This window comes from Sulfitobacter sp. 1A12056 (assembly GCF_043558125.1).
Classification (GTDB): Bacteria; Pseudomonadota; Alphaproteobacteria; order Rhodobacterales; family Rhodobacteraceae; genus Sulfitobacter; species Sulfitobacter faviae.
On record NZ_JBIFFY010000002.1, the window covers coordinates 75196 to 91731 of the forward strand.

The window sequence follows — 16536 nt, forward strand, 5'->3', positions numbered from 1 at the left end:
GCCGTTTTTGGATTCGTACAAGGGGTAAAATTGCCCCTACGGCAAATTGTTAGTTTTCCTCGTCTTCCCAATCGCTGCCGATGGGGTCGCGGTCTCTTTTCCGTTCTTCTTTGATCATATTCTTGGCTTCCCGCTCTTCTTCGGGGTCGGTTTCTTCGGGGTCGCTCTCGGCGGCTTCGGTCTCGGCCATGGCGAGGACGAACCACATCGGGAAATGGTCCGACCCGATCTTGTCCAGGCGGTCCATCTCTAGCAGACGAAACTGCGGATCGTGGAAGAGGTGATCCAAAGGCCAGCGCATCCAAGGCATCGTCGCGCTGAATGTGTTGTACATGCCGCGCCCCACCCGCGGGTCCAAAAGACCAGAAAGCCGCTGAAAGCGCCGGGTCGTGGTCGACCAAGCCACATCGTTCAGATCCCCCGAGACCACGGCGGGCAGCGGGTCCTTCTCAGCCTCGATACCGACCAAGGCGATCTCGCTGTCGCGCCCCTTGGTGTCATGTTCGATCACGGGCGGTTCGGGGTGGACGACGTATAGGCGGAAATCCTCCCCCACCGGCAGGTGCACCCGGGCGCGGATGGAGGGCACCTCTTCGGTGACCAGCTCGCGCACCTCGACCTCTGACAACGGCAGTTTCGACATGAGGCAAAGCCCATACCCATTGTCGAGCGGCACGTCGACGCGGTGTTCGTAGTTCTTGCCCAGACCGTCATCCAGCGCGTCGATCCAGGCCTGATCCACCTCGATCGCCATGAAGATATCTGGCACCCGCGCCTCGGCCAGTGCGATCAGCTTGCCATAGTCGCGGTTGGACATTTTGACATTGGCGGCCAGCAGGCTGAAATGCCGGTCCGTCGCGCGACGCAACGCGGGCGAGGCCGCCAAGGATTGTTTGCGCCACAGCGGGGTGAACTTGGTGATGTAAAGCGCGTGAAGCGCGGCGACCCCCAGCATCAACGCGATCCCGGCCATGCCCGAGGGTGCCGTCACCCCCTGCGACAGTGCGAACCCGATTGCCAGCAACAGTGCCAAGCCGAGGAATTGTTCCCGAGGAAAGGCCAGCCCGCGGATCGCCCCGAAGGGCAATTTGCTCAGCGGCAGCAGGCTGCCCAGTATTAGCAAGCCCGCCAGCCCCCAGATCATCCAGTCCAATGCCGTTTCCAAATCCATCCCCCGGCGCGTCGCGCCCTTTCTACAAAGCAAAACAGGGCGCCGGAATACCCGACGCCCTGTCATCTAACACATCTTTACGGCGAAAGTTCCTTTCGCCACACCGCCTTGAAGGTGCTTAGCCCTTGGCTTTGTCTTCGTCCTCATCGTCTTCATCGGTGCTGTCGGGCAGCGAGAAGAAGCTGTCGGCGTCAGAGTAATCGCCCTTGGTGTGGCTCTCTTCTTCCTCGTCATCCGTGCTGTTGCCGGAGAGGGTGAAGGTTTCCAGCCCTTCGATGGCCGTGGGGATTTTCGGCTCGCTCTCCATGCCGAGGCTCTGCTCGGTCGAGACGAGTTTGCGGCGCTCGTCGTCGTTCATCACCTCGCCCGCGGCGGCCTTTTTCGCGGCAGCCTTTTGCACGGCGGCATCAAGCTCGGACTGTTTGCACAGGCCCAGCGCGACCGGGTCGATCGGTTGGATGTTGGCGATGTTCCAATGCGTGCGCTCGCGAATCGCTTGGATCGTCGGCTTGGTGGTGCCCACCAGTTTGCTGACCTGACCGTCGGAAAGCTCGGGGTGGAACTTGACCAGCCACAGTATCGACGCGGGACGGTCCTGACGTTTGCTGAGCGGTGTATAGCGCGGGCCGCGGCGTTTCTCTTCGCCCTCGGCGGCAGCGTTGAACTTGAGCTTCAGCTTGTGCAGCGGGTTGTCCTGCGCCGCGTCAATCTCTTCCTGCGTCAGCTGGTTGTTGGCAACCGGATCAAAACCCTTCACGCCCTGCGCCACGTCGCCATCGGCGATGCCCTGCACTTCGAGTTCATGCATGCCGACGAAATCGGCGATCTGCTTGAAGCTGATGGTGGTGTTGTCCACGAGCCAGACGGCGGTGGCTTTGGCCATAATCGGTTTTGCCATGTCACTCTCCTAAAAACGCAATTTTCCCGTCGCCTGAAAGGCTGTCCTGCTTGGCAGAACGGTCTCCATTGTCGGGGAAGTTGGCCGCTGTATACTGGCTCAAACGTCATAAGGGAAGACCCAATGCGGCCACTGCGCGCCTGTCTGCTGATCCTCGGGCTGATCGCCCCCACCGCCACGCTGGCCGAAGGGGAGCGTTCGGGCGAATTCGACTACTACGTCATGTCCCTGTCATGGTCGCCCAATTGGTGCGAATTGACCGGCGACGCGCGGCAATCTCCGCAATGCGATGCCGCGAAAGACCACGGCTGGACCCTGCATGGCCTCTGGCCCCAGTTTACACGGGGATACCCGTCCTATTGCCAAAGCGGCCGCCGCCCGCCCAGCCGTGCCCAGACCGGGGCGATGGCCGATATCATGGGCACCGGTGGCTTGGCATGGCACCAGTGGAAGAAACACGGGTCTTGCAGCGGGTTGGACCCGGCGGATTACTTCGCCCTCTCGCGGGAGGCATATGCCCGCATCAAGCGCCCCGAGGTCTTTCGCAAGCTCGACCGTACCGTGTCCCTCCCCGCCGCGGTGGTGGAAGAAGCCTTCCTCAAAGCGAACCCGGACCTGACCGCGCGGGGGATCACCATCTCCTGCAAGCAAGGGCACATCCAAGAGGCGCGCATCTGCCTGTCCCGCGAGCTTGAGTTCATCCCCTGCGGGCCGGACGCTCGGCGGGACTGCACGCTTGATAACGCGCTGTTCACCCCTCTGCGCTAGACCCATCCGGGCCTATAGTCTGGCGAAAGCGGGAGAGGCGTAATTTCCTCCCCCGCATTCAACGCCTTTCGGCTCTCTCTCCAACACGGGTGGTCAGCGTCCCGGCCACCCGTGCCTCCAGTAAACGAATTACTGGTTAACAATTCGTTACTGTCTCAAGTTTTACTGATCTTCTCCGCCTTGCAGTTCACCGCCCACCTTCAGGACGATTTTGCCGATATGGCCGCTGGCTTCCATCCGGCAGTGGGCGTCATTCGCTTCGGACAGGTCATAAGTGCTGTCCATCACCGGCGCGACGCGGCCCTGCTCCAACAGGGGCCAGACATTCTGCAAAAGCTCCTCTGCAATCCGCGCCTTGGCCAAATCGCTCTGTGGGCGCAGGGTCGATCCGGTCATGGTCAGGCGGCGGGTCATCAGCGTGACGAAGTTCACCTCTTGCTTGGCCCCTTGCAGAAACGCGATTTGCACCAGCCTGCCATCCTCGGCCAAGGCCTTGAGGTTGCGGTTGATATAGCTGCCGCCCACCATGTCGAGGATCACATCCGCGCCGCCCTCGGCCTGCACGACATCGACGAAATCCGTATCCCGGTAGTTGATCGCAACCTCGGCCCCCAGCTTCATACAGGCCGCGCATTTGCTATCAGTGCCCGCGGTCACGAAAACCCGCGCGCCCAAGATGCGCGCCAGTTGGATCGCCGTGGTGCCGATCCCGGAAGAGCCGCCGTGGATCAGCACTTTCTCTCCGGCCTTCAGCCCACCGCGCATGAAAAGGTTCGACCAGACGGTGAAGAAGGTCTCAGGCAGGCAAGCCGCTTCTTTCAGCCCCATGCCTTCGGGAATGGGCAGGCAATGCGCCGCGGGGGTGGCGACATATTCGGCATAGCCGCCGCCCGGCAGCAGGGCGCAGACCAGATCGCCCGGGGCCAGCGTCGTCACCCCCGGCCCGACTTCGACCACCTCGCCCGAGGCCTCCAACCCCGGCAGATCGCTGGCGGTGGCGGGCGGCGCGTAGCGGCCCGCGCGTTGCAGCGCATCGGGACGGTTCACCCCGGCATAGGCGACCTTGATGATGACCTGACCGTGTTTCGGCTGGGGCCGCGGGCGGGTGGTGCCTTGCAGAACGTCCGGACCGCCGGGTTCGGTGATTTCGATTGCACGCATGGTCTCTGTCATGTCTGAAGTATCCTCGGGTCTGGTTTCGCCGCAGCCTAACGGGCGGCCCCGGGGCGTGCACCCGGAATTTGAGACCCGACGGAAGAGGGAGAGGCGGATGCGCGGGCAAGGCAGGTTCAAATGGCATAAGGCCGCGCGGCTTTACGCAGGGGAGCGCGAATTGCCCCGCGCGCCCGAAGGCCAGCACAACAGCTTCCGCGCCCTGCCCGCCACTCCGGCCTTCGACGCGCTGGCCGCCCTCACCACAGCGATCACCCAGCAGGCCCCCTTTTGCCTCAGCGACCGCCCCCTGCCCGATGGCATCTCCTGCCCGCCCGCGGCCTTTCTCACCCTCACCGGCGGCGCGTCGGGGCGGCCCAAGGCGGTCCGCCGCAGCCAAGCCTCTTGGATCGCCAGTTTTGAGGTCAATACCGACCGTTTCGCCCTTACCCCCCGCGACAGCGTCGCCGTGTTGGGGCAGCTCAGCCATTCGCTATCGCTCTATGCGGTGCTGGAAGCGCTGCATCTTGGCCTTGATGCGCATGTGCTGGCGGATCACGCCCCTCGGCGGCAGGCAGAGCGGATCGCCGAGGCCGGGGCGACGATCCTCTACGCCACGCCGACCCAGCTGCGCCTGCTTGCCCGCGCTGCCGTAGCCCCGCTGCCATCGCTGCGCTTGGTCATTTGCGGCGGTGGCGCGCTCGATCCGGCGACCCGGGCGGCGGTGGGGCGGCTCTGCCCCCAAGCGGCGGTGCATGTTTTCTACGGCGCGGCAGAGACGAGTTTTATCACGCTGGCCGATGCCAATACGCCCGAAGGCACGGTGGGCCGCCCCTACCCCGGTGTCGAGCTGCGTCTGATGAATGCTGAGGGTGAACCCACAACTGATGTTGGTGAGATCTGGGTGCGCAGCCCCTACCTCTTCGATGGCTACGCCTTCGGCCACAGCGAAGAGACCCGCTGCCGGGAGGGCTTCGTGACCGTGGGTGAGATGGGGGCGCTGGATGCCAAGGGCAACCTCTGGATCAAGGGGCGGCGGCAGCGCATGGTGCAGATCGCCGACCAGATGGTTTTCCCCGAAAAGGTGGAGGCCGTGATCAGCGCCCAAACTGGCCTGCCCTGCGCGGTTCTGCCCCGAGACGATGCGCTGCGAGGGCAGCATCTGGTCGCGGTGGTCGAAGCCCCGGCAGGAGAGCCGCCCGCCGAAGAGATCATTGCCCATTGCCGCGCGACGCTCGGGCCCCTCACCTCCCCCCGGCGCGTCCACTTCTGCCCCGACCTGCCTCTGCTGCCCTCGGGCAAGCCCGACCTGCGCGCCCTCTCGGATTGGGTGGAGGGGCAAACGTGACCCGCGCCTCTATCGTCTCGGCCTGCCGCAGCCCGGTCGCCCCGCGCGGCGGTGCGCTGGCGCATCTTTCCCTACCCGAGCTTGCCGCGCCGGTCCTTTCTGCTGCCCTTAGCCGCGCGGGGCTGGACCCTGCGCAGGTCGACGAGGTGATTTGCAGCACCGCCCTCGGCCCCGGCGGCAACCCCGCGCGCAGCATCGCTTTGGCCGCGGGGCTGCCCGAACAGGTGGCGGGGCTTAGCATCGACCGGCAATGCGCGGGGGGATTGGATGCGCTGGCGCTGGCGCGGCAGATGGTCCTTTCCGGGGCCGCCGATATCGTCATGGCGGGCGGGGCCGAAAGCTACTCTCGCCAGCCGCTGCGCTACCGCACCTTCGCCGATGGCCGCCCGGCAGAGGCCTATACCCAAGCGCCCTTCACCCCGTGGCCCGAACGCGACCCGGACATGGCGGAGGCCGCCGCGGCGCTTGGCCGGTCCCAAGGCATTTCCCGCGCAGAACAGGATGACTGGGCCGTGGAAAGCCATGCGAAGGCCCGCGCACAGCCCCCAACCGAAGCGGAACTGGTGCCGCTCGCGGGCGTCTCAACCGATGCCTTCACCCGCCGCCTCACCCCCGCGCTTTGCAGCCGGGCCAAGGCGCTTTCCGGCGACATCACCGCCGCCAATGCCGCCGTCGCCGCCGATGCCGCGGCCTTTTGCGTCGTCGTGTCAGAACGGGTGGCGGCGGACCTCGCCGCGCCGAAAGTCGAACTCACCGCGGCAGCGACGAAGGGCAGCCGCCCCGAAGAGCCGGGGCTGGCCCCATTGGTGGCCATCGGAGAAGTCTTTCGTCAGAGCGGATTGAAAGCCAGCGGCTTGCACCGCGCCGAGATCATGGAGGCCTATGCCGTGCAGGCCATCGCCTGCGTCACCGGCGCGGGGATCGCGCCGCGGATCGTCAACAGGGGCGGCGGCGCTTTGGCGCGCGGGCATCCGATTGGCGCTTCGGGCGCGATCAATGCGGTGCGGCTTTGGCATGAGTTGGTGGCGCGGGGATCAGGCACCGGCTTGGCGGCGATTGCCGCCGCCGGGGGGATCGGCTCTGCCGCGCTGATACGGCTGTAGCGGCCCGCCCCTTAGGGAGCGGGCCAATCATTTAGCTGCGCGACAGCAGGCTTGCCGGGCGCGCTTTGGCCAGACCGGAGGTGATGAACCCCGCCAGCACGGCTTTGATCAGGTCACCGGGGATGAAGGCTTGGACCAGCAGGGTCGCCTCGACCAGCGTTTTGTTCAGCGTCATCATCATGCCGAAGATGCCGAAGGCATAGACCACGAGGATGCCCCCCAAGACCGCCGAAACCCCAGCCGCCAGACCCACCGGCGCGCTGCGCCACTGGTCCATGATAAAGCCGGTCACGAAAGCCCCGATCGGGAAGCCGACGAGGAAACCCACGGTCGGCGAGGCAAAGACGCCCAGACCGCCACGGCCCCCGGCCAGAAGCGGCAGACCCAGCGCCACCAGCGCCACGAACAAAAGCGCCGCAAGGCCACCGCGCCATGCGCCCAGCACCGTGCCGCAGAGCATGACACCCAGCGACTGCGCCGTGATCGGCACGCCGAAGCCAAGCGTGAATTTCGGAATCAGGCCCAGCGCCGCGATCAACGCGGCAAAGAGGGCGATCATGGTCAGATTGCGTTCCATTGGAAGGATCCTTGGGTTGAATTTCCCATTGCCTAGGCCACACCCTTGCCCCGGTCAAGCACTACAGACCGCCCCGCGCGCGCAGCGCCTCGGCCACATGTTCGGCGTCGTCGATGGCCAGAACCGTGAAGGGCATCACCACGCGCCAGCCCGCCCGCCTGCGCGACCGCGCCCGCCACGCCAGCGACAGCATCTGCCCCTTGGCCGCCAGCACCGGGGTGAAACGCACCACCAGCGCCACGGCCAACTCAAGGCTGCGCGTGCGCAGCCCGAAACGGCGCAGCGGGGCGGCGAGCCAATGCACCACCCCCATCATATCGCTGAGCTTCGTGGTCATGGTGACGAGGTTCGCAAGCCCCACGGCGGTGACCATCCGCAGCGCGATCACAAGCCCCGCCTCCGCATCGTCGGTCAAGACATGCCACAGCAGGATCAGCCCGACGAAAGGCCAAAGCATCCACAGACGCCCCAACCCGGCCCGCAGAAAGGGCCGCCCCGGCAGGGCATAGAGCAGCAGCATCCCGGCACAGAAGAGAATTTGCCAAACCGGCTCCTCCACCCCGAAGAGCAGCAGCGTGGCCAGGCAGAGCGCCCCCAGCTTGACCCCGGCCGGCCAGCCATGGGCGCGGGTCTCAACCGGCGAGGTCAGAGAGATCATCGCTCGCCCCCAATTCCTTCATCCGCCTCTCAAAGGCGCCCAGCACCGGGCGGGCGCTGCCTTGCTGAACGACCTCGCCACGCTCCAGCCAAAGGACGTGATCGTATGCCGCCACCGCCGCCGGATCGTGGGTGATATGGACCAGCGTCAGATCCAGCCCCGCCAGAACCCGTTCAAGGTGCAACCGCGTGGGGATGTCGAGCCCGGCAAAGGGTTCGTCCAACACCACCACCCGCGGCTGCATCGCCAAGACCGCCATCAGGCAAACCAACTGCCGCTGCCCTTGGGAGAGTTGGTGGATTGACGCCTGCGCCCAATGGCGCTTGTCGAATTGACCAAGGATCGCCGCCACGCCCCGCGCGGCCTCCGCTTTGGATTGGCCCATTTGCCGTAGGCCAAAGGCGATTTCCTCTTCCACGGTGGGAAAGATGATCTGATGGTCCGGGTTCTGAAACAGGATACCGACCGCGCCAATCGCACGGCGGCGGTCACGGGCCACGTCGACCCCGGCAATCCGCACCTGCCCCTCATCGGCAGGGACCAGCCCCGACAGAACCCGCGCGAAAGAGGTCTTGCCCGACCCGTTGCGGCCCACGATGCCGATCCGCGCGGCATCGGAGCTCAGGCTCACGCCACGTAGTACCGGCGTGCCGCCGGGGGTGTAGCTGATGCTGTCGATATCGATGAGCGGAAGGGTCGGATTGGTCATCGGGCGCCTGTGGTAAAACCGGGTGCCCCGCCCTACCACCTGCCGCGCGGGCGGGGAAGCCCGCAGCGCGCCTCAGCTTGGCGGCGTCCAACGGCCCGGCAGATCGGGGTCACCTTGCCCGCGTGGGGCTTTGATATGGCTCAACAGCCAGTTCGGCCCGGCCATCAGACGGCTCAGCGTCGGGCTTTCGCGCACGTGGGATTTGAGCTTTTCGATCTGCATCACATCGTCGATGCGCCGGTCGAGGAACGACCATGTCGCCTGATGCCCCTCACTGGCATCCCCCAGCCAATAAAGCAGCGTGGCCGAATAGACCCCCGATAGCGTGGCCCTTTTGCTGTACCAATTCACATCCTCCGAGGTATCGCCAAGCGCGGTCCAAATCTTATCGCTGGTCTCCCAGATCAGCCCGGCCCCTTCGGGGGCGTGATGCGGCAGGGCAAACAGTGTGCTGCCCCGGCGGATCGCCTCACGATCCCCCGCTTCGAGCCGCAGGCGCACCGCCTTGGTGATACGGCCCCTGAAGCGAAGCGCCGACAGATCGGCCTGCGCCAAGCCATCGACCATCTTGGCATCGCCGCACCGGTGATAGGCCACCGCCAGATCGACCGCCCCGCGCGGGCAGACCGCACGGGCCAGCGCCGGGTCCAGACCGCTGTCCTTGATCGCGGCGTTGAAGGTCGCGGGCGACCAGCCGTCAAACGGCACATGCATCAATGCGGCATCCAGCAATTGGTCCTTTGGGTCGGCCTTGGGCGGTGTCATGGCGGGCTCCTATCGGGGCGTGATGGGGTGGACAAACGTGATATAGGCTGTTATAGGCCCATTTCCTGCAATTCCTTGCAACTTTATCCTAGAAAGGTGGTGACAACCACATGCAGGTTAGTGTTCGCGACAACAACGTCGATCAGGCCCTCCGGGCTCTGAAGAAAAAGCTCCAGCGCGAAGGCGTTTTCCGTGAAATGAAGCTCAAGCAACATTTCGAGAAACCGTCCGAGAAAAAAGCGCGCGAGAAAGCTGAAGCGATCCGCCGTGCCCGTAAGCTGGCACGCAAAAAAGCGCAACGCGAAGGTATGATGTAAATCATCCCCGCGACACGCGACAGATATAGAACCCCCGGTGCCCATGGCAGCGGGGGTTTTGTTTTGCGGGGGAGCGCAACCGAGCCGGGCAGCGCCAGACCGCGGGAAGGCGCTCGAAATCCCTTCAATTAGGCAGTTTATGGTAGCTGCGCTTGAGAAATACCTCAGGACGGCACGACCTCAGCAAAAGCGCCAACCCGTCCGGGCGGTCTGGCGCTGCCCGGCGGCCTTACGGCCTTGATTCCGGGCTTTCCAACTACACCGGCAGCGCCGTGGTCTTGCACACCGTCCTGAGCGCGAAACTCGACTGCATCTGCGCCACCCCCGGCAGCCGCGCCAAATGCTGCCGGTGAATACGGGCGAAATCTTCGGTATTCTCGGCCACGATCTTCAACAGGTAATCCGCCGTGCCAGCCATCAGGTGACACTCCAAGACATCGGGAATGCGCGAGACCGACTTCTCGAAAGCCTCCAACACCTCTTCGGCCTGAGCCTGCAAAGTGATCTCAACAAAGACCGTCGTCGGCATATCCAGCTTGCGCGGGTCCAAAAGGGCCACATAATCGCGGATATACCCTTCCTTCTCCAACCGCTGTACACGGCGATGGCAGGCCGAGGGCGACAGATGCACAACCTCTGACAGTTCGGCATTGGACATCCGCCCATTGCGCTGCAAAGCCCGCAGAACACGCCGATCAATCTCATCCAAGGCCATATGCGCAATACTTTCGCGTGAGGAAGCAACCCAGCGCGATTATATTCGAAGGATGCGCCCCTTGGCGACCCCAATTTCGCAGCGATATGCACGGCGGATATGATAATCCTGTCCCACTACGGAGGAGGAGGACCCCCCATGAAAATCGGATGCCCGACAGAAATCAAACCGCAGGAATTCCGCGTCGGCCTGACGCCCAATGCCGCACAAGAAGCCATCGCCCATGGGCATGAGGTTATCGTGCAGGCGGGGGCCGGGGTCGGCGCGGGCTTCGAAGATGCGGATTACACCGCCGCCGGGGCGCGCATCATCGACACGGCCGAGGAAATCTTTGCCACAGCCGACATGATCGTCAAGGTGAAGGAGCCGCAGGCGGGCGAACGCAAGATGCTGCGCGAAGGGCAATTGCTCTTTACCTATCTGCACCTCGCGCCCGACCCGGATCAAACCCACGACCTGCTGGCCTCGGGCTGCACGGCGATTGCCTATGAAACCGTGACCGACCGCAATGGCGGCCTGCCCCTTCTGGCCCCGATGTCCGAGGTCGCAGGCCGTTTGGCACCGCAGGTCGGCGCATGGACGCTGCAAAAGGCCAATGGCGGGCGCGGCGTGCTGATGGGCGGCGTGCCCGGTGTCGGCCCGGCTAAGGTTATGGTCATCGGCGGCGGCGTGGTCGGCACCCATGCGGCCCGCATCGCCGCGGGCATGGGCGCGGATGTGACCGTGCTCGACCGGTCCCTGCCCCGGATGCGCTATCTCGATGACATCTATAGCGGCACCTTCAAAACCGCCTATGCCAGCGCGGGCAACACCATCGAACTGGCGCGTGAAGCCGATATGATCATCGGCGCGGTGCTGATCCCCGGGGCCGCGGCCCCCAAACTGATCAGCCGAGCGCAACTATCCGAACTCAAACCCGGCGCGGCGCTGGTCGACGTGGCCATCGACCAAGGCGGCTGCTTCGAGACTTCCAAGGCGACGACGCACCAAGACCCGGTTTATGAGGTCGACGGCATCATGCACTACTGTGTGGCCAATATGCCCGGCGCAGTGGCGCGCACCTCGACCATCGCGCTTGGCAACGCCACTATGCCCTTCATGCTGGCACTGGCCGACAAGGGCTGGAAACAGGCCTGCGCGGATGACCCGCACCTCAAGGCCGGGCTGAACGTCCACGCGGGCAAGCTGACCTATGCCGCCGTGGGCGAAGCGCTCGGGCTCGACAGCATCACCGCGGATCAGGCCATCGCGGGCTGAACGTCAGCGGCCAAACAAAAGGCCCGCCAGATTGGCGGGCCTTTCCATTTCGAAAGCAGCGCTCAGCGCGTCTTCAAAGCGTCTCGAATTTCCAGCAATACATCGAGCTGCGATGGGCCGGTCTTGACCTCTGGTGCCACCTCATCCGGCTTTTCCGCAGCCGCCTTCACCCGGTTCACCATCTTCACCAGGATGAAGACCACGAAGGCGATGATGAAAAAGTTGATCACGGCCATCAGGAACGAGCCATAGGCGAAGACCGAAGCCCCCGCCTCCCGCGCCTGCTCTAGCGAAGCCGTCGCGGGCACATCGCCCGACAGCACGGCATAGTTATTGGTGAAATCCACCCCGCCGGTGAAAAGCCCGATGATCGGGTTGATCAGGTCCGCCACCAGTGACGACACGATCGCCGTGAAGGCCGCGCCGATGATGATACCAACGGCCATGTCCATGACATTGCCCTTGGCGATGAAATCCTTGAATTCTTGAATCACAGTTCTGTCCCTATTCTAAGGCGCGCCGATAACCCCGCCATCACGGTCGATAGTGCGGACTAGCATATAGAACGGTCAATAAAGTTTTACGGTAAATCGCGCGTTTTATGGCCCGCGTCCGTTCAATCCCGAAAACAGACCCGCAAAAGCGCGCCCTCGGGGCTGAAATCGGTCGTCAGACGCCCGTTCAACTGCTCGGCTGCCGTGGCCATCAACATCCGCCCAAGCCCCGTGCTATCGGCCCCCGAGACGGCACCGGCATGGCCGCAGCCATTGTCGCGGCATTCCAAAAGCCAGCCCTCGGCCCCCTCCTGCCGCCGTAGGGAGATTTTGATCTCCCCCGCCCGGTCCCCGGCGAAGGCGTGTTTGATCGAATTTGCCACGAATTCGCTCACGATCATGCCGAGCGCTGAGGCCTGCACGGCCTGCAACTCGCCCGGCTCAGCCGCACAAAAGATAGTAACGTGGTCCGGCGCGCTGGCGGCGAGAAGCTTGTTCAGTTGTTCGAGATAGGAGGTGGTTTGCACCTTGCTTCGGCCACCCTGCCCCATCAACTCGCTGTGCAGCGATGCCACCGCGCCGAAACGGCGCTCGACAAGGGCAAGCACATCCTTGGCGTCTGGGTCTTGCACCTTGCGCGTCGCCATGCGCAGCAATGAGGCGATGGTCTGGAACGAGTTCTTCACCCGGTGGTCCATCTCGGCGCGCAGCGCCGCTTCGATGCGGATTTTCTTGCGCAGTTCCAACTGCATCATCACATGGCGCGACAGGGTTTGCAGCGCTTGGCGTTGAAAATCATTCAGGGTCCGCGGCTTGGTATCCAGCACGCAAAGCGTGCCAATCGGCTGGCCGTTCGGCGCGACAAGATTGGCACCGGCATAGAATTTCACCCGAGGGTCGCCAACATAGAGCGGATTGTCCGAGGTGCGCGGATCCGCCCCCATATCCGCAATCTCGGTATAGCCTTCGTCAAGAATGGCATGAGAGCAGACCGATTGATCAAGGGCCGTCTCATGCGGCTCGAACCCGACGCGCGCCTTGAACCATTGGCGCTTTTCATCAACCAGACTGATCAGAGAGACGGGCGTTTCGCAGATATTGGACGCAAGCTCGACGATATCGTCGAAATCCGCTTCGGCTTCGGTATCAAGAATATCATAGGAATAGAGCGTCTCTAGACGCTCGTCCTGCTCTGCGGGCGTGTCGGCTAAAATGGACCTTCTCCTTCCAAAGTTAACCCGCCGCGCGACTATGGCACGGCAGCGGGGGTCGGATATGGCCTGCCTTTCGGGGGGCAGATCACGGCTGATGAACCTCCAGCTAGTGAAGGTTTAGTCCGCAAAGCAGCGGCGTCCAGCATGCTACCGAATCGATTCGCGCTTAAACCCTTGATAGATGTTCAATTTTAACGCGGCTAGCCCCGCTGCCGCGTCACCCCGGCAGCGTACCGGTCAAGACATAGCGCAGAATCTCGACCACCTGCGCAGGCTCGGAGGCCACGGCGAGCGCCGCGGCGTCGACCTCTTTCAGCGCATGAGCGTGGTCGGGGCCGTGCAGGGTGATCAGCGATTTGCCAAGTGCTGCGGCATAGCCCGCGTCGAAGGCCGCGTTCCACTGCTTGTACTGGTCGCCAAAGCGCACCACGACGACATCCGCCTCGGCAATCGCCTTGCGGGTGCGGATCGCGTTGATCTGTGCGCCCTTACGGTCGTGCCAGAACTTGTCGTCCTCCGCGCCGAGGATCGCCACGCCGCAGTCATCAGAGGCGGCGTGGTCGGTGACGGGTGCGGTAAAGGTCACGTCGAGATCCTTGGCCCCTTCGGTGATCTGTTCGCGCCAGTCGGTGTGGATCTCACCGGAGAGATAGACTTTCATCGCTTCCGTCCTTCCTTGGTTCAGCCGCGCAGCACGCCGCCGGTGGCCTTGGTCACCTTTTCGACCACCTTAGCACCCACGGCTTCGATGTCTGCATCCTTCAGCGTCTTGTCGCTGGGCTGCAGGCGCACGGTGATGGCGAGGGATTTCTTGCCTTCGCCGAGGCTGCCGCCGATGAACTCATCGAAAACGCGGACGTCTTCGATCAGGGTCTTGTCGGCACCCTTAGCGGCATTGACCAGCGCCAGCGCCTCGACATCGGCATCGACGACAAAAGCGAAGTCACGCTCGACCGCCTGCAGGTCGCTGATCTGCAACGCCGGGCGCGTGGCGCCGGATTTGCGCGGCAGCGGCACCTCGGCGGGGTAGAGGGTGAAGGCCATTGCCGGGCCTTTCACGTCCATCGCCGCCAGAACCCGCGGGTGCACCTCGCCGAAGACACCGAGAACCTTCTTGGGGCCGAGGCAGATCTTGCCGTGACGGCCCGGGTGCCACCACTCATCAGCGCCGCGCAGGATCTGCACCTTGGCGGGCGCGCCGATGGCGGCCAGCACCGCCTCGGCATCGGCCTTCACGTCATAGACATCCACCGCACGCGCCGCGCCATGCACATCCCGCGGACCGGTGCGGCCCACCAGAAGACCGGAGACAATGACCTGCTCCTCGCCCGGCTCCCCGCCGGAGAAGGCGGGGCCAACCTCGAACAGCGCCATGTCGGCAAAGCCGCGGGCCTGATTGCGGGCGGCAGCTTGCAGCAGGCCGGGCAGCAGGTCGGGCCGCATGTGGCTCATGTCCGACGAAATCGGGTTCTCCAGCCGCGTCGCATCGGTGCCGCCCCCAAAGAGCGCCGCCGAGGCTTGGTCGATGAAGCTGTAGCTCACGCATTCGTTGTAGCCGAGCGCCGCCGCCGTGCGCCGGGCGGTCACCACGCGGCGCTGCATGGGAGAGAGCACCGGGCGCGGCACGCCCGTGGTCAGGCGCGGCAGGGGCTTGCCTTCGAGCTGCGTCAGCGAGGCGATACGCGCGACTTCCTCGACCAGATCGGCCTCGCCCTGCACGTCCGGGCGCCAGCTTGGTACCTGCGCCATGTCGCCGTCGAGCTGGAAGCCGAGCGCGGTCAGCGTCTCACGCTGGTCACTCTCAGGGATCGACATGCCGACGAGCGACTGCACCCGCGCGGTATCGAGCTTGTAGGCGCGCGACGTGTCCGGCACCTGCCCCGCGACCACGACCTCGGAGGCCTCACCGCCCGCGTGATCGAGGATCATCCGCGTGGCATGCTCAAGCCCCTCGGGGGTGAAGGCCGGGTCGACGCCGCGCTCGAACCGGTAGCGCGCGTCCGAATTGATCTTCAGCGCGCGGCCCGCATAGGCGATCTGAACCGGGTCCCAATAGGCGCTCTCGACAAAGACGTTCACGGTCTCCTCGGTCACGCCGGTCGCCTCGCCGCCCATGATGCCCGCGATGCTTTCCACGCCGCTGTCGTCGGAGATGGCCATCTGGCCCTCTTGCAGGGTGTAGGTCTTCTCGTCGAGCGCCGCGATCGCCTCGCCGCCCTTGGCGCGGTGCACGCGCAGGTTGCCCGCGACCTTGTCGGCGTCGAAGACATGCAGCGGGCGGTTGCGGTCGAAGGTGAAGAAGTTGGTCACGTCCACGAGGAACGAGATCGGGCGCAGCCCGATGGCGCGGAGCCGGTCCTGCAGCCACTGCGGGCTGGGGCCGTTCTTCACGCCTTTAATCAAGCGGCCATAGAACACCGGGCAGCCGTCCAGCGTGTCGTCATCAATGCTGACGCTGATCGGCGAGGCAAAGCTGCCCTCGACCGCATCGCAATCGCGCGGCTTCAGCTTGCCCAGACCCCGCGCGGCGAGGTCACGCGCAATGCCGCGCACGCCGAGCGCATCGGGGCGGTTAGGCGTAATCGCGATCTCGATCACCGGGTCGACCTTCGCGGGATCATTCTCGGCCAGCCAGTCGATGAACCGGTCGCCGGGCTTGCCCGAGGGCAGCTCAATAATGCCGTCGTGCTCTTCGCTCAACTCCATCTCGCGTTCGGAGGCCATCATGCCGAAGCTCTCGACACCGCGAATTTTACCCACGCCGATGGTCGTGTCGATCCCCGGCACATAAACGCCCGGCTTGGCCACAACGACGGTAATCCCCGCCCGCGCGTTCGGCGCGCCGCAGATGATCTGCATCACGCCCTCGTCGGTTTCGACCTGACAGACGTTCAGCCGGTCGGCATCGGGGTGTTTCTCGGCGGATTGCACATAGCCGAGGGTAAAGTCGGCCAGCTTCGCCGCCGGATTCTCGACGCCTTCGACTTCGAGGCCGAGGTCGGTCAGGGCATAGGTGATCTCATCAATCGACGCCGTGGTGTCGAGATGGTCCTTGAGCCAGGAGAGGGTGAATTTCATGATCGTTCCCTAATTCTCGTAACGTTTGGCCAGATCGGCCATGTCGCCCATCCGATAAAGTTTGATTTCGCGGACCACCCGCAGACAAGGCTTGGCCGCAAAGAAGATCGACCCGATCAAAAAGAGCCATGTCGCGCTGGTCTGCGTGCTTTCGAAGAAAAACAGCACGGAGCCGACAACGAAACAGACAGCCGCGCAGAAATCGATAAGCGTGTAGGCAATCTCGAACTTCGCATAAAGCGCGCGAGATCGGGCGTTGTTCTCGCGGTTCTCGTGTCGAAAGAGTTTCATATCAGACATGCCTCACGCGGT

19 protein-coding genes are annotated in these 16536 nt (G+C 64.1%); 6 read left to right on the forward strand and 13 right to left on the reverse strand.

What is annotated here, in order from left to right:
- Window positions 1–49: 49 nt before the first annotated feature.
- Both ACGYLD_RS04670 and ACGYLD_RS04675 read right to left on the reverse strand, forming a co-directional pair.
- Window positions 50–1171: an endonuclease/exonuclease/phosphatase family protein gene (locus tag ACGYLD_RS04670; RefSeq protein ID WP_271692442.1), complete on the reverse strand. Its 1122-nt coding sequence runs from the start codon at window positions 1169–1171 to the stop codon at window positions 50–52.
- Between the two features lie 118 nt (window positions 1172–1289).
- Window positions 1290–2069, reverse strand: coding sequence for a DUF1013 domain-containing protein (locus ACGYLD_RS04675; protein ID WP_067268570.1), 780 nt, complete (start codon window positions 2067–2069; stop codon window positions 1290–1292).
- A 123-nt stretch (window positions 2070–2192) separates the two neighbouring features.
- Between ACGYLD_RS04675 and ACGYLD_RS04680 the strand changes: the two genes are divergently transcribed.
- Window positions 2193–2837, forward strand: coding sequence for a ribonuclease T2 (locus ACGYLD_RS04680; protein ID WP_271692444.1), 645 nt, complete (start codon window positions 2193–2195; stop codon window positions 2835–2837).
- A gap of 162 nt (window positions 2838–2999) precedes the next feature.
- On the opposite strand, the gene ACGYLD_RS04685 is transcribed toward ACGYLD_RS04680, so the two are convergent.
- Window positions 3000–4010, reverse strand: coding sequence for an NAD(P)H-quinone oxidoreductase (locus tag ACGYLD_RS04685; protein WP_276153749.1), 1011 nt, complete (start codon window positions 4008–4010; stop codon window positions 3000–3002).
- Between the two features lie 97 nt (window positions 4011–4107).
- Between ACGYLD_RS04685 and ACGYLD_RS04690 the strand changes: the two genes are divergently transcribed.
- Both ACGYLD_RS04690 and ACGYLD_RS04695 read left to right on the forward strand, forming a co-directional pair.
- Window positions 4108–5337 carry a class I adenylate-forming enzyme family protein gene (locus ACGYLD_RS04690; RefSeq protein ID WP_394401420.1) on the forward strand — a complete coding sequence of 410 codons (1230 nt, stop codon included), beginning with the start codon at window positions 4108–4110 and terminating at the stop codon, window positions 5335–5337.
- The gene (locus ACGYLD_RS04695) at window positions 5334–6440 is read left to right on the forward strand and encodes an acetyl-CoA C-acyltransferase (RefSeq protein WP_394401423.1); all 1107 of its coding nucleotides are present in this window, start codon (window positions 5334–5336) and stop codon (window positions 6438–6440) included. Before ACGYLD_RS04690 ends, ACGYLD_RS04695 begins: the two co-directional genes overlap by 4 nt.
- A 31-nt stretch (window positions 6441–6471) precedes the next feature.
- Here the strand turns inward: ACGYLD_RS04695 and ACGYLD_RS04700 are convergent, their stop codons facing one another.
- The 4 genes from ACGYLD_RS04700 to ACGYLD_RS04715 form a co-directional block, all read right to left on the reverse strand.
- Complete coding sequence (locus ACGYLD_RS04700; RefSeq protein WP_209216564.1) at window positions 6472–7017, reverse strand: biotin transporter BioY; 546 nt, start codon at window positions 7015–7017, stop codon at window positions 6472–6474.
- Window positions 7018–7078: 61 nt separating this feature from the next.
- Window positions 7079–7675 carry an energy-coupling factor transporter transmembrane protein EcfT gene (locus ACGYLD_RS04705; RefSeq protein ID WP_394401426.1) on the reverse strand — a complete coding sequence of 199 codons (597 nt, stop codon included), beginning with the start codon at window positions 7673–7675 and terminating at the stop codon, window positions 7079–7081.
- Window positions 7650–8384, reverse strand: coding sequence for an energy-coupling factor ABC transporter ATP-binding protein (locus tag ACGYLD_RS04710; protein WP_394401429.1), 735 nt, complete (start codon window positions 8382–8384; stop codon window positions 7650–7652). The genes ACGYLD_RS04705 and ACGYLD_RS04710 overlap by 26 nt, the downstream gene beginning before the upstream one ends.
- 72 nt (window positions 8385–8456) lie before the next feature.
- The gene (locus ACGYLD_RS04715; protein WP_394401432.1) at window positions 8457–9149 is read right to left on the reverse strand and encodes a COQ9 family protein; all 693 of its coding nucleotides are present in this window, start codon (window positions 9147–9149) and stop codon (window positions 8457–8459) included.
- Window positions 9150–9259: 110 nt separating this feature from the next.
- On the opposite strand from ACGYLD_RS04715, the gene rpsU reads away from it, so the two are divergent.
- Window positions 9260–9466, forward strand: coding sequence for a 30S ribosomal protein S21 (gene rpsU / locus ACGYLD_RS04720; RefSeq protein ID WP_007118112.1), 207 nt, complete (start codon window positions 9260–9262; stop codon window positions 9464–9466).
- A 256-nt stretch (window positions 9467–9722) separates the two neighbouring features.
- Here rpsU and ACGYLD_RS04725 read toward each other — a convergent pair whose 3' ends face one another.
- Window positions 9723–10181 carry an Lrp/AsnC family transcriptional regulator gene (locus ACGYLD_RS04725; RefSeq protein WP_120351940.1) on the reverse strand — a complete coding sequence of 153 codons (459 nt, stop codon included), beginning with the start codon at window positions 10179–10181 and terminating at the stop codon, window positions 9723–9725.
- Between the two features lie 138 nt (window positions 10182–10319).
- Here ACGYLD_RS04725 and ald point away from each other — a divergent pair, with 138 nt between their 5' ends.
- Window positions 10320–11438, forward strand: a complete 1119-nt coding sequence (ald, locus tag ACGYLD_RS04730) for an alanine dehydrogenase (protein WP_271692452.1) — start codon at window positions 10320–10322, stop codon at window positions 11436–11438.
- Window positions 11439–11500: 62 nt separating this feature from the next.
- Here the strand turns inward: ald and mscL are convergent, their stop codons facing one another.
- Window positions 11501–11932, reverse strand: coding sequence for a large conductance mechanosensitive channel protein MscL (gene mscL, locus ACGYLD_RS04735; protein ID WP_209216569.1), 432 nt, complete (start codon window positions 11930–11932; stop codon window positions 11501–11503).
- A gap of 122 nt (window positions 11933–12054) precedes the next feature.
- Complete coding sequence (locus ACGYLD_RS04740) at window positions 12055–13008, reverse strand: histidine kinase dimerization/phosphoacceptor domain -containing protein (protein ID WP_333909712.1); 954 nt, start codon at window positions 13006–13008, stop codon at window positions 12055–12057.
- Between ACGYLD_RS04740 and ACGYLD_RS04745 the strand changes: the two genes are divergently transcribed.
- The gene (locus ACGYLD_RS04745) at window positions 12946–13110 is read left to right on the forward strand and encodes a hypothetical protein (protein WP_271692454.1); all 165 of its coding nucleotides are present in this window, start codon (window positions 12946–12948) and stop codon (window positions 13108–13110) included. The two genes, ACGYLD_RS04740 and ACGYLD_RS04745, sit on opposite strands and share 63 nt — an antisense overlap.
- A gap of 253 nt (window positions 13111–13363) precedes the next feature.
- Here ACGYLD_RS04745 and ACGYLD_RS04750 read toward each other — a convergent pair whose 3' ends face one another.
- The 3 genes from ACGYLD_RS04750 to ACGYLD_RS04760 are packed head-to-tail and all read right to left on the reverse strand — an operon-like array spanning window position 13364 to window position 16515.
- Window positions 13364–13807, reverse strand: a complete 444-nt coding sequence (locus ACGYLD_RS04750) for a YtoQ family protein (protein WP_276153751.1) — start codon at window positions 13805–13807, stop codon at window positions 13364–13366.
- A 20-nt stretch (window positions 13808–13827) separates the two neighbouring features.
- A complete protein-coding gene (pheT, locus tag ACGYLD_RS04755; RefSeq protein WP_271692457.1) occupies window positions 13828–16224 on the reverse strand; it encodes a phenylalanine--tRNA ligase subunit beta in 2397 nt (798 codons plus the stop codon).
- 9 nt (window positions 16225–16233) lie between these two features.
- A complete protein-coding gene (locus ACGYLD_RS04760) occupies window positions 16234–16515 on the reverse strand; it encodes a YrhK family protein (RefSeq protein WP_271693862.1) in 282 nt (93 codons plus the stop codon).
- Window positions 16516–16536 lie beyond the last annotated feature (21 nt).

Excerpts from the sequence above, each read along its gene's own strand:
- ACGYLD_RS04670 (WP_271692442.1), bottom strand. The coding sequence starts at position 1,171 with ATGGATTTGGAAACGGCATTGGACTGGATGATCTGGGGGCTGGCGGGC.
- ACGYLD_RS04675 (WP_067268570.1), bottom strand. The coding sequence starts at position 2,069 with ATGGCAAAACCGATTATGGCCAAAGCCACCGCCGTCTGGCTCGTGGAC.
- ACGYLD_RS04680 (WP_271692444.1), top strand. The coding sequence starts at position 2,193 with ATGCGGCCACTGCGCGCCTGTCTGCTGATCCTCGGGCTGATCGCCCCC.
- ACGYLD_RS04685 (WP_276153749.1), bottom strand. The coding sequence starts at position 4,010 with ATGACAGAGACCATGCGTGCAATCGAAATCACCGAACCCGGCGGTCCG.
- ACGYLD_RS04690 (WP_394401420.1), top strand. The coding sequence starts at position 4,108 with ATGCGCGGGCAAGGCAGGTTCAAATGGCATAAGGCCGCGCGGCTTTAC.
- ACGYLD_RS04700 (WP_209216564.1), bottom strand. The coding sequence starts at position 7,017 with ATGGAACGCAATCTGACCATGATCGCCCTCTTTGCCGCGTTGATCGCG.
- ACGYLD_RS04705 (WP_394401426.1), bottom strand. The coding sequence starts at position 7,675 with ATGATCTCTCTGACCTCGCCGGTTGAGACCCGCGCCCATGGCTGGCCG.
- ACGYLD_RS04710 (WP_394401429.1), bottom strand. The coding sequence starts at position 8,384 with ATGACCAATCCGACCCTTCCGCTCATCGATATCGACAGCATCAGCTAC.
- ACGYLD_RS04715 (WP_394401432.1), bottom strand. The coding sequence starts at position 9,149 with ATGACACCGCCCAAGGCCGACCCAAAGGACCAATTGCTGGATGCCGCA.
- rpsU (WP_007118112.1), top strand. The coding sequence starts at position 9,260 with ATGCAGGTTAGTGTTCGCGACAACAACGTCGATCAGGCCCTCCGGGCT.
- ACGYLD_RS04725 (WP_120351940.1), bottom strand. The coding sequence starts at position 10,181 with ATGGCCTTGGATGAGATTGATCGGCGTGTTCTGCGGGCTTTGCAGCGC.
- ald (WP_271692452.1), top strand. The coding sequence starts at position 10,320 with ATGAAAATCGGATGCCCGACAGAAATCAAACCGCAGGAATTCCGCGTC.
- ACGYLD_RS04745 (WP_271692454.1), top strand. The coding sequence starts at position 12,946 with ATGCGGCTCGAACCCGACGCGCGCCTTGAACCATTGGCGCTTTTCATC.
- ACGYLD_RS04750 (WP_276153751.1), bottom strand. The coding sequence starts at position 13,807 with ATGAAAGTCTATCTCTCCGGTGAGATCCACACCGACTGGCGCGAACAG.
- pheT (WP_271692457.1), bottom strand. The coding sequence starts at position 16,224 with ATGAAATTCACCCTCTCCTGGCTCAAGGACCATCTCGACACCACGGCG.
- ACGYLD_RS04760 (WP_271693862.1), bottom strand. The coding sequence starts at position 16,515 with ATGAAACTCTTTCGACACGAGAACCGCGAGAACAACGCCCGATCTCGC.